At 49.7% G+C, this 539-nt stretch carries 2 tRNA genes and 1 rRNA gene; all 3 read right to left on the reverse strand.

The annotated features are described in order from the left end of the window. Positions 1–55: 55 nt before the first annotated feature. Positions 56–131 (reverse strand) — tRNA-Ala (locus tag RB298_RS28050). Between the two features lie 92 nt (positions 132–223). Next, positions 224–300: transfer RNA gene (locus RB298_RS28055), tRNA-Ile, on the reverse strand. An 11-nt stretch (positions 301–311) separates the two neighbouring features. Continuing rightward, positions 312–428: ribosomal RNA gene (gene rrf, locus RB298_RS28060) — 5S ribosomal RNA — on the reverse strand. Positions 429–539 lie beyond the last annotated feature (111 nt).

Below are 539 nucleotides of genomic sequence, written 5' to 3' on the forward strand. Positions count from 1 at the left end.
TCACACTATATTTCGCAGTTCAACCTGCAATTTATGGTAACGATATGAAAGTTTATGGTGGAGCCAAGGGGGATCGAACCCCTGACCTCCTGCGTGCAAGGCAGGCGCTCTCCCAGCTGAGCTATAGCCCCATAATTCACGCCAAAAGTGAAATATGGCTTCGAGGTTAATTCCGATTATCCACCGGATTCCTCGCCACTTCCATATGACGTTGATATGTAAATGGTGGGCCCTAGTGGACTCGAACCACCGACCTCACCATTATCAGGGGTGCGCTCTAACCAGCTGAGCTAAGGGCCCATATAAAATACGCTTGGCGACGTCCTACTCACCCGGGACCCTTCGGTCCAAGTACCATCGGCGATAGAAGGCTTAACGGTCGTTTTCGGTATGTGCACACGTGGAACCCTTCCGGCATGGCCACCAAACGTATTCATGGTGAACGTAATGGTCTTTCAAAACTGACCAACGCGTGAGTTGCTTGACTTCTTTAGAAGTCATATTTGAATGTTTCCGCTGCGGGAAACGATTCTCCATAG

Source organism: Priestia sp. BR_2, assembly GCF_041954005.1.
GTDB lineage: Bacteria > Bacillota > Bacilli > Paenibacillales > Paenibacillaceae > Paenibacillus_AQ > Paenibacillus_AQ lautus_A.